At 76.3% G+C, this 9,296-nt stretch carries 5 protein-coding genes; 1 reads left to right on the plus strand and 4 read right to left on the minus strand.

What is annotated here, in order from left to right:
* Positions 1–123: 123 nt before the first annotated feature.
* The 4 genes from prfB to ACFU7Y_RS32865 all read right to left on the minus strand — a co-directional run bounded on the left by prfB (position 124) and on the right by ACFU7Y_RS32865 (position 5,853).
* Complete coding sequence (gene prfB, locus ACFU7Y_RS32850) at positions 124–1,239, minus strand: peptide chain release factor 2 (RefSeq protein WP_224284788.1); 1,116 nt, start codon at positions 1,237–1,239, stop codon at positions 124–126.
* A gap of 70 nt (positions 1,240–1,309) precedes the next feature.
* Complete coding sequence (locus ACFU7Y_RS32855; RefSeq protein WP_380770562.1) at positions 1,310–2,563, minus strand: serine/threonine-protein kinase; 1,254 nt, start codon at positions 2,561–2,563, stop codon at positions 1,310–1,312.
* A gap of 226 nt (positions 2,564–2,789) precedes the next feature.
* Entirely contained in the window at positions 2,790–3,962 is a 1,173-nt protein-coding gene (locus ACFU7Y_RS32860; RefSeq protein ID WP_380770563.1) for a ricin-type beta-trefoil lectin domain protein, read from the minus strand.
* Positions 3,963–3,987: 25 nt separating this feature from the next.
* On the minus strand, positions 3,988–5,853 hold the full coding sequence (locus ACFU7Y_RS32865) for a protein kinase (RefSeq protein ID WP_380770564.1): 1,866 nt from the start codon (positions 5,851–5,853) through the stop codon (positions 3,988–3,990).
* Positions 5,854–6,234: 381 nt separating this feature from the next.
* Here ACFU7Y_RS32865 and ACFU7Y_RS32870 point away from each other — a divergent pair, with 381 nt between their 5' ends.
* Positions 6,235–9,084, plus strand: a complete 2,850-nt coding sequence (locus tag ACFU7Y_RS32870; protein WP_380770565.1) for an FtsK/SpoIIIE domain-containing protein — start codon at positions 6,235–6,237, stop codon at positions 9,082–9,084.
* Positions 9,085–9,296 lie beyond the last annotated feature (212 nt).

Raw genomic sequence — 9,296 nt, forward strand, 5'->3', positions numbered from 1 at the left:
CCGACCGCTGCGGTCGGGGCCCTTCTGCGTCGTCCGGTGACTACTCGACGCTGGTCTCGCGCTGCTTGCGCCGGCGCATTCCGGCCTCGATGCTGTGCTTGATCTTCATCGAGGCCGCGGTCCTCACGCCTCGTTCGAGGTCTCCCGCTGCTTCCTCCAGCGGATCCCGGCCTCGATGAAGCCGTCGATGTCACCGTCCAGCACGGCCTGCGGGTTGCCGGCCTCGTACGCGGTGCGGACGTCCTTGACCATCTGGTACGGGTGCAGCACGTAGGAGCGCATCTGGTTGCCCCAGGAGCTGCCGCTGTCCTTGAGAGCGTCCATCGCCGCCTTCTCCTCCTGGCGGCGCCGCTCCAGCAGCTTGGCCTGGAGGACGTTCATCGCGGACGCCTTGTTCTGGATCTGCGAGCGCTCGTTCTGGCAGGAGACCACGATGCCGGTCGGCAGGTGGGTGATGCGCACCGCCGAGTCGGTGGTGTTGACGCCCTGGCCGCCGGGGCCGGACGCGCGGTACACGTCCACGCGCAGTTCGCCCTCGTCGATGTCGACGTGGTCGGACTGCTCGACGACCGGGAGGACCTCGACGCCGGCGAAGGAGGTCTGCCGGCGGCCCTGGTTGTCGAACGGCGAGATGCGGACCAGACGGTGGGTGCCCTGCTCGACCGAGAGGGTGCCGTAGGCGTACGGCGCCTTCACGGTGAAGGTCGCGGACTTGATGCCGGCCTCTTCGGCGTACGAGGTGTCGTACACCTCGGTGGGGTACCCGTGCCGCTCGGCCCAGCGCAGGTACATGCGCATGAGCTGCTCGGCGAAGTCGGCGGCGTCCACGCCACCGGCCTCGGCACGGATGTTGATCAGCGCCTCACGGGCGTCGTACTCGCCGGACAGGAGGGTGCGGACCTCCAGCTCCTCGACCGCCTTCTGGAGGGCGACGAGCTCGGCCTCTGCCTCGACGCGGGTGTCCGCGTCGTCCTCGGCCTCGGCCAGCTCGAACAGCACGCCCAGGTCGTCGATGCGGCCGCGCAGGCCCTCGACCCGGCGCAGTTCGCCCTGGAGGAAGGAGAGCCGGCTGGTCACCTTCTGCGCGTTCGCGACGTCGTCCCACAGGGTGGGGGCGGCTGCCTCCTCCTCCAGGACCGCGATGTCGGCCCGGATCTTGTCCAGGTCGAGGACGGCCTCGATCGACGCCATGGTCGTATCGAGGTTCTTGAGCTCTTCGGAAGGATCGACGGCTGCCACGCCCCCCAGGGTAATGGTTCCGGGGGTGGTCCTGACGACACCCCCGGTTCCCCTGGAGTCACACCTGCGGTCACGGCGCCCGCGGGGCCGTGACCGACACCGAGGGACGGGCCGGGTGCCCGTCGTCCGGGACGGTGGCCGCGAAGGCCGTCCAGGCCGCGGCGGCGCCCGCCAGCAGCAGCACGGTGGCCACCAGCACGGCCAGCAGCCGGCGGCGGCGCAGCAGGGCCTGGCGGTCCCGGCGGTGGCCCGGGGCGGTGCGCTGGGCGCGGGACTCGGCGGCGTACGCGGCCAGCTCGTCGGCGGACGGGCGGCGCAGGCTGGTGTGGGTGTCCCGGGTGGAGTCCGGGGCGGCACCGGGCACCAGCGGCACGGCCGGGCCTCGGCGGCGCTTGTGGGTGCCGGGTCCGGCGTCTATCTCGGCGTAGACGGCCTCGCCTGGGGTCAGCTGCTCCTCGGCCGGGGCGCGGCCCTGGGTGGGCACGGCGAGCACCGGCAGGCCGGACAGCGAGGGCAGCTGCTCGCGCAGCCGGGCGGCCAGCTCCGCGGCGCGCAGCCGGGAGGCGGGGGCCTTGGCCAGGCACTCGGAGATGATCCGCCACAGCCCGTCCGGGAGGCCGGGGATCGGCGGCACCTGCTCGGTGACGTGCCGGCGCAGCACCGCGCCGGTGTGGCCGCCGCCGAACGGGGTGAAGCCGGCCAGCAGCTCGTACAGCACGGTGGCGAGGGCGTAGATGTCGACGGCGGCGCGCGGCTCCAGGCCCTCGATGATCTCGGGGGCGAGGTAGTCGGGGGTGCCGATGATCCGGGTGGCCCGGGTGCGGCGCGGGGCGTCGACCAGGCGGGCCACGCCGAAGTCGGTGAGCTTGGCGCGCGGGGCGCCGCCGGGGCCGGGGGCGGCGGCGAGGTCGAGCAGGACGTTCTCCGGCTTGACGTCGCGGTGGACGATCCCGGCCGCGTGCGCGGCCGCCAGGCCGTCCGCGACGTCGGCGATGATCGAGGCGGCGGTCTGCGGCGGCAGCGCACCGTCCCGCTCCAGCCGGGAGCGCAGGTCGGTGCCCTGGACCAGCTCCATCACCAGGGCGAGGTCGCTGCCGTCCACCACCATGTCGCGCACGCCGACCACCCGGGGGTGGTCGAGGCTGGTCAGCGCGGTGCGCTCCTGGACGAAGCGGCCGACCAGCACCTGGTCGGCGGCGAGGTCCTCGCGCAGCAGCTTGACCGCCACCGGGCCGTCGGGCCCCTCACCGAGCCAGACCGTCCCGGCCGAACCCCGGCCGATCACCTGGTGGACGGTGTACCGGCTGCCGATCTTGCGTGCCAATGCTGCTCCGTGGGCGGCGCGGGAGCGCTCCGGGGGTCCGGCGCGCTCGGTGGGGCGGGACAACAGCGACCAACCTACGCGCCCCGAGGCCCTGCGGGGGCCGCCGGAGGGCCCTGGAGCGGGAGTCGTGGGCGAGAAATCTTGCGAATTATCGACAAAGCGTCAATCTCGCTGTCCGGGCCCGATCCGGAGCCGGCACCTGACCGGCCGCCGGTTCGACACCCGGTCAGCTCACCGCGGTCGGCAGGGTCCAGCGCTGGCCCGGAGAGCCGTCGCAGCCCGCCAGGTCGGCGGCGCCGCCCGGCGCGGTGCCGTTCGCGGGGTCGCGCAGGCAGCCCTGGGCGCCCTGGTTCCACAGCGCGCCCGCCAGGCCCACCAGCCAGACATGGTACGGCGAGCCGTTGCAGGGGTTGAGCGAGGCCAGGTTGCCGTTGGTGCCCAGGCACTTGCCGCCCTGCCGGACCGTCCCGTCGATCTCCACGCTCCACTGCTGGGCCGACGAGCCGTCGCAGTCCAGCAGCGCGACCGGCTCCGGGCCGGTCGCCGGGCTGCCGTCCGGCGTGTGGGTCAGGCAGCGGCCGCCCGGGGCGCCGATCGGACCGACCGGGCGGCCGGGGCGCACGTCGGTGGCGAAGGACTCGGTGCGCAGACCCGTACCGCCGCTCCAGATCTCGAAGCCGGCCTCCACCGAGATCAGGTACCAGTCCGGCTTCACCACCCCGCGCACCACCGCGTCCCGGACGAAGGCCCGCAGGTCGAGGTCGGTGACCGAGGTGACCGGGGTCTGCGCCTGGTAGGCGACCATCGGCCACTGCCTCCCGTTGGCGGCCATGGTGAGCTGCCAGCTGGTGTAGCCGGTGCCACCGATGTTGGCGGTTCCGCCGGTGGGGCCCGCCGAGGCCGGGGTGCGGTCCAGCCAGATCATCAGCTCGGCGCCGTCCGGCTGGCCGTTGGCGGCGGGGGTGCTCGGGGTGGTGTTGAACCAGAGGTCGTACGCCACGTTGAAGTCGCCGCGGGCGGGCAGTGCGGTGGACCAGCTGCTGGTGGCCCGCCCCAGCTCGGAGACCGTGACCGGCAGCGCGCCGCCCCGGGTGCAGGTGCCCCAGTGGCAGCCGTCGAAGATCTCCGGGTACGCGGCCGGACCGGCCGGCGGGCTCGCGTTCGCCCCGGAGTCCAGGACGGTGAACCCGGCCCGGCCGTCCGTGCCCAGGCACTGCGCGGCCCCGCCGTAGTTGTTGTTGTCCACCACGTACCGGCCGCCCGCGACCGGGACGGTCTCGTACTGCCCGCAGTGCCGGACCTCCTCCGCCGCCGCCGGTCCGGCCGGCAGCAGCAGCCCCGCCAGCGCGAGCACGGCGCCCATCAGCGCCGCGCCCACCCGGCCTCCCCGTACACCCATCCCCGTGCCCCCGTCGTCCGGCCGCCTAGCCGCCGATGCTCTTCACCCAGTCGCGCGCGGTGTCGAACCAGCCCACGACAGTGTCCCAGTACTGCGGCAGCGGCGTGAAGCTCCACAGCGCCGCCCCGGCCAGGGTCAGCACCAGCAGCACCATCAGGCAGCCCTTGAGGCAGCCGAGCCCCGGGACGTACATCCGGTTGCGGCTGCGCGGGCGCGGCTCGCGGGCCGGCGCGGGCTCACGGCGGGCCGGGGCGGGAGGCTCCTCGCGGCGCTGTGGCGGGGCCTCCCGGTACTGCGGCGCGGGCGGCTCGGCCCGGCGCGGCACCGGGGTGGGCGCGGGCGGCGGCGGGTAGCCGCCCTGCGGCCGGCCGTAGTCGGCCGGGGCCTGCCGGTAGCCGCCCGACGGCTGCGGACGGCCGCCCTGCGGGCCCTGCCCGGCCTGGCGTCCGGACTGCGGTCCGGCCTGGTGGCCCGCCTGGTAGGGCGGCGGGGCGACCGGCGGGCGCTGGGCGTAGCCGGGCGGCGGGCCCTGGCGGCGCGGGTCCGGGCGGTAGCCGGCCGGCGGCTGCTGCTGGGGGCCGGGCCGTCCGCCCGGGCCCGCCTGGTAGGGCTGCGGGGCGACCTGCGGCTCCTCGAAGTCCTCCGGGCCGAAGTAGCCGACCTGGGTCTGCTGGTTGCGGTCCCGCGCCGCGCGCAGCTGGGTCTGCCACGGGTGCGGCGCCTCCTCCTGCGGCGGCGCGGCGGGCGGGGGCGGCGGCACCGCGGCGGGCGGCATCACCCGGGTGCGGTCCGGGGCTCCCTGCGGGGGCGCCGGCGGCGGCTGGGTGCCCATCACCCGGGTCGCCGCGGCCGGGTCGTACTGCGGCCCGCCCGGGGTCGGCGGCAGCACCTGGGTGCGGTCCTCGGCGCCCGGGGCCACCGCGCCCGGCACACCCGTGGGCGGCAGCGGCGGCATGGTGCCGGGGACGGTGGTCGGCTGCGGGTCCGGCAGCAGCAGGGCACCGACCGCCAGCGCCTCGTCGACCGCCGCCGGGGAGGCGTGCACGCCGACGCCGGCCGCGACCACCCGGAGCGCGCGGGCCAGCGAGGTGGCACCGGGCCGCTGGGCCGGGTCCTTGCGCAGGCAGCGCTCGATCACCGTCCAGAGCGGCTCGGGCATGGTGCTGGGCCGCTGCGGCTCCTGGGCCAGATGGGCCTGGAGCACGGCGAGCGCGCTGTCGCCCTGGAACGGCTGGCGGCCGGTGACCAGCTCGTACAGCATGATCCCGGCGCCGTACACGTCCACCGCGGAGGTCTGCGGGCGGCCCTCGGCGGACTCCGGCGCGACGTAGGCGGGGGTGCCGACGAACTCGTGGGTACGGGTGACGCCCGGGGAGTCGGCGAGCCGGGCGATGCCGAAGTCGGTCAGCAGCGGATGCATCTGCTCGCTGCCGTCGACCACCGTGGAGGCGAGCAGCACGTTGGCCGGCTTGAGGTCGCGGTGGACGATCCCGTCCGCGTGGCTGGCCGCCAGCGCGTCCGCGACCTGGGCCATCAGCAGGGCGCCCGCGATCGGGCTGAACGGGCCGTTGGCGCGCAGGTAACGGGCCAGGTCGGGGCCCTCCACCAGGTCCATCACCAGGGCCAGCAGCTCGCCCTCGACGACCAGGTCGCGGACCCGGACGATGTTGGGGTGGGTCAGCCGCAGCAGCAGCGAGCGCTCGCGCAGGAAGCGCATCACCACGTCCGGGTCGGCGGCCAGTTCCTCGCGCAGCACCTTGATCGCCACCCGCTGCCCGGGCACACAGCCCGGCACCTGGACGTCCTCGCGCACCACGCCGCGCCAGACGGTGCCCGTCGCACCCCGCCCGAGGGTCTCATCCAGCAGATACTTGCTGCCGACTGGCCGCACCTGTCGCACTCCTCGCCGTGCCGCCCGCGCGGGGCGCTCCTCCGCCGGTGCGGTGAGCCTGCCGGGCCCGTGTCTGCGGCCAACTCTAACGGTGTCCGTTCGGGTTTTCGGGGTCGCCGGTAGACCATCCGTACGGTCTGGGGAAGGGTTCGGGGACATCCCCTAGGGAAGGTCCCGGGCACCCCGCGAGGAGGCGGTCGGCCTGACTCCCCGTCGCCCTCGTCACGGCGGTGATCGCAAGATCGTCAAATCCGGTACGGTGCGCGGACCGTCCTCGACGGATGGCAGGATGGACACTCGCCACTCGTGTGGCCCAACGGTGCCCACGGCACCGGGCAGCGGTACCAGGCTTCACACCAGCAGAAGGGACCCGCGGGCGAGATGCAGATCCGGCTGACCGTCCTCCGACCGCGCAGCGGCCCGTCCGCCGCCGGCTCCGCCATTCCCTACATGGACGTGCTGGTCACCGCGCCCGTCGGCACCGCACTCGGCGCCATCGCGGGCGCGCTCGCCGGCGCCGTGGGCGTGCGCGGGCCGCGGGCCGCCACCCACGTGCACCTGTACGCCGGGGCTCACCGGGTGGACGAGCACACCCTGCTCGGCCACCCCCCGCTGCTCGACGGCGCCGTCCTCAGCCTGAACGAGCCCGACCCGACCGCCGACGATCCCGACGACGCCCCCGCCGCCGCCGAACTGCGCGTGGTCGGCGGACCGGACGCCGGCGGCGTGCACCGGCTGCTCGGCCGGGAGATCCGGGTCGGCCGCTCCGCCGAGGCCGACGTCCCGCTCGACGACCCGGACGTCTCCCGGCTGCACCTCTCCCTGCACCTCGCCGAGGACGGCCGGGTCTCCGTCCGCGACCTCGGCTCCACCAACGGCACCGCCCTGGACGGCCGGCTCGTCCCGCCCGGCCCGCCGGAGACCGCCGTCCCCCTGGAGCCGGGCGCCCTGCTGCGGATCGGCGAGTCCACCCTCCAGGTGACCGCCCCCGACCCGGCCGAGGCCGCCGGGGCCGTCCGCGCCGCCCTGCCGGACGGCCACGGCCACCTCCAGCTCGCCGCCCCCGGCCCGGTCCGGCCCGCGCCGCCCGTGGTCGAGCCGCCCGCCGCCCCCGAACCGGCGCCCGGCCGCAGCCGCGGCCTGTTCTCCCTGCTGCCCGGCCGCACCGCCGAGCCGCCCGGCCAGGAGAGCGCCGAGCGTCACCACGCCGCGGTGCGGCTGCGCCAGACCGCCGCCCAGCGCGAGCGCTGGCCCGACCTCGCCACCCTGCTGCTCAACGCCGTCGGCCCCGGCCCCCGGCTCTGGGAGCGCGGCCCCGGCCACCCCGACGCGCTCACCCTGCGCCTCGGCACCGCCGACCGCCCCGGCGGCCCCGGCACCACGCCCGGCACCACGCTGCCCGCCGTCCCGGTCACCCTCGACCTCCAGACCGCCGGCAGCCTCGGCCTCAGCGGACCGCGCGAGCGCCTGGACGCGCTCACCCGCGCCGTCGTCGCCCAGCTCGCCGCGCTGCACCCGCCGACCGGGCTCAGCCTGGTCGTGGTCGACGCCGACCCGACCCGCACCGCCGAGGAGCGCGCCGACACGTGGGCCTGGGCCCTGTGGCTGCCCCACCTGCGCCCGGTCGACGGCCAGGACTGCCGACTGCTGATCGGCCTCGACGACGAACAAGCCACCGCCCGGCTGACCGAGCTCACCGCCCGGCTCAGTGGCCCCAGCGGCCTCGGCGGCCACTCCGCCACCGTGGTCGTGGTGGACGGCCGCCCGGCCACCGAGGCCGCCCGGCGGGCCCTCGACCTGCTGCTGCGCCAGGGCCCGGCGGTCGGCATCTTCCCGATCTGCCTCGCCGAGCAGCCCGAGCTGCTCCCCCGGGGCCTCGGCGCCACCGCCCTGATCACCGGCGAGGTCGGCACCCAGCTCTCGCTGGACCGCCCGGTCGCCCGCGGCCGGGAGACCCTGCACGAGGTCTCGCTGGACGCCGTCTCGGACGCCTGGGCCGAACGGCTGGCCCGGGTCCTCGCCCCGCTGTGCGAGGCCGCCCCGGCCGCCCGCGGCCCGCTGCCCGACGTGCTGCGGCTGCTCGACCTGCTCCAGCTCGACACCGTCACCCCGGCCAAGCTGTCCGCCCGCTGGGAGGCCCACGCGGGCGGCATCGGCGCCGCCACCGCGCTGCTCGGCACCACCCGGGACGAGCTCTGCACACTCGACCTGGCCGACCCCGAGCTCACCCTCCCCTCCCCCGACCCGGGCGGCCCGCACCTGCTGATCGGCGGCGCCCGCGGCTCCGGCAAGACCGAGCTGCTGCGCACCCTGGTCGCCTCGCTCGCCGTCTCCGAGCGGCCCGAGCGGCTGACCGTCACGATCATCGAGGGCCGGGCCACCTCGGACGGCCAGGACGGCCTGGACGGCTGCACCGAGCTGCCGCACGTCACCGGCCGGGTGAACGCCGCCGCCGACCCGCGCGCCGCACTGCTCGCGGCCGAGGCGCTGGAAGACGAACTCACCCTGCGGGAGCGGCTGTTCGACGGGCTGGACTTCGCCTCCTGGCACGCCGCGCGCATCCTGGACGGGCAGAGCCTGGACGAGCAGGAGGCGGACGCAGACCACCCCCAGGTCCCGGTGCCCGCCACCGTCGGCGGCGGACCGGCCACGACGCCCCGGATCATCCCGCCGCGCAGCGCGGAGGGCCCCCGCCCGACCGCCGCCCCGGCCGTGCCCGCGCTTGCGCCCGCCCGGCTGGTCGTCGTCGTCGACGACTACGACGCGCTGCTCTCCCCCACCTCCGCCGCCGGCCGCCCGCTCGCCCGCGCGCTGGCCGCCGTCGCTCGCCGCGGTGGGCCGCTCGGCGTCCACCTCGCCGTCGCCACCGGCCGTCCGGAGGAGAGCGCCGGTACCGAGGTGGACGAGGCCGCGCTGCTCCGGATCGCCCTGCGCACCGACGACCCGGCCGACTCCGACCTGCTGATCCACCTCGGCGACGCGGCCGCCCTGCCCGAGGAGACCCCCGGCCGCGGCTACCTCCGCCTCCCGGACGGCGGCGTCACCGCCTTCCAGACCGCCCGGATCAGCGGCCGCATCCCGCGCACCGCCACCCTGCGGCCCACCGTCGTCGCCATAGACCCGCTCCAGCTCGGCGCCCCGCCGGCCCGCCGCCCGGTGCGCGAGCTCGGCAACGGCCCCACCGACCTCGCCCTCCTCGCCAGCGCCCTCCAACGCGCCGCCGCGCGCTGAGCCCTCCGGCGGGCCCCAGCCTTGTGCGTAGGAAGTCGGCCCAGCCGACTTCCTACGCAGGGAGAGCGCACCCGCCACACCCTCAACACAGGTCGCCCACCCTCCCCTCCCGCCAGGACATCAAGGTCCGGGCGGCCCGGCCGAGAACGGCCGGGCCGCCGAAAGAGAGACAAGCCGGAACAGCGGCAACAGGTCAGGCGACCGATCAATGA

This window comes from Kitasatospora sp. NPDC057542 (assembly GCF_042801945.1).
Lineage (GTDB): Bacteria > Actinomycetota > Actinomycetes > Streptomycetales > Streptomycetaceae > Kitasatospora.

Coding starts and splice junctions, on each gene's coding strand:
- ACFU7Y_RS32870 (WP_380770565.1), top strand. CDS start 6,235: ATGCAGATCCGGCTGACCGTCCTCCGACCGCGCAGCGGCCCGTCCGCC.
- ACFU7Y_RS32860 (WP_380770563.1), bottom strand. CDS start 3,962: ATGGGTGTACGGGGAGGCCGGGTGGGCGCGGCGCTGATGGGCGCCGTG.